This is a genomic window from Streptomyces sp. URMC 126 (assembly GCF_051386555.1).
In the GTDB taxonomy this organism is placed as follows: domain Bacteria; phylum Actinomycetota; class Actinomycetes; order Streptomycetales; family Streptomycetaceae; genus Streptomyces.
The window spans coordinates 1-252 of record NZ_JBPQTX010001119.1 but is presented as its reverse complement, the minus strand read 5'-3'; the positions used below and the strand labels follow the sequence as shown (position 1 = coordinate 252).

The window sequence follows — 252 nt, the reverse complement described above, 5'->3', positions numbered from 1 at the left end:
CCTTCGAGGGGAAGGGCTCGCCGGTACGGCCATCGAAGAGGGTCGCCTTACCGTCGGTGTCAACGAGCATCTCGCCATCGCGGGTTGGGTGGCCGTACTGCAGCAAACCGGTGATCTCCTGCTCGGTGGCACCGTCGAATACCGGGGTGGCCAGACGGGATTCCTCAGGAATATCAATGAGGCCAACCTCGCGCAGACGCTCGGCCCAATCACCCTCGGCCTGGGTGATATCCCAGCCGGAGTGAGCGATCC

The 252-nt window shown here is 63.9% G+C and carries 1 protein-coding gene; it reads right to left on the bottom strand.

Translation table 11 applies throughout. From position 1 onward, the window contains the following. On the bottom strand, positions 1-252 hold a 252-nt coding region (locus ACSNOK_RS35325; protein ID WP_436784774.1), incomplete at both ends, for a hypothetical protein.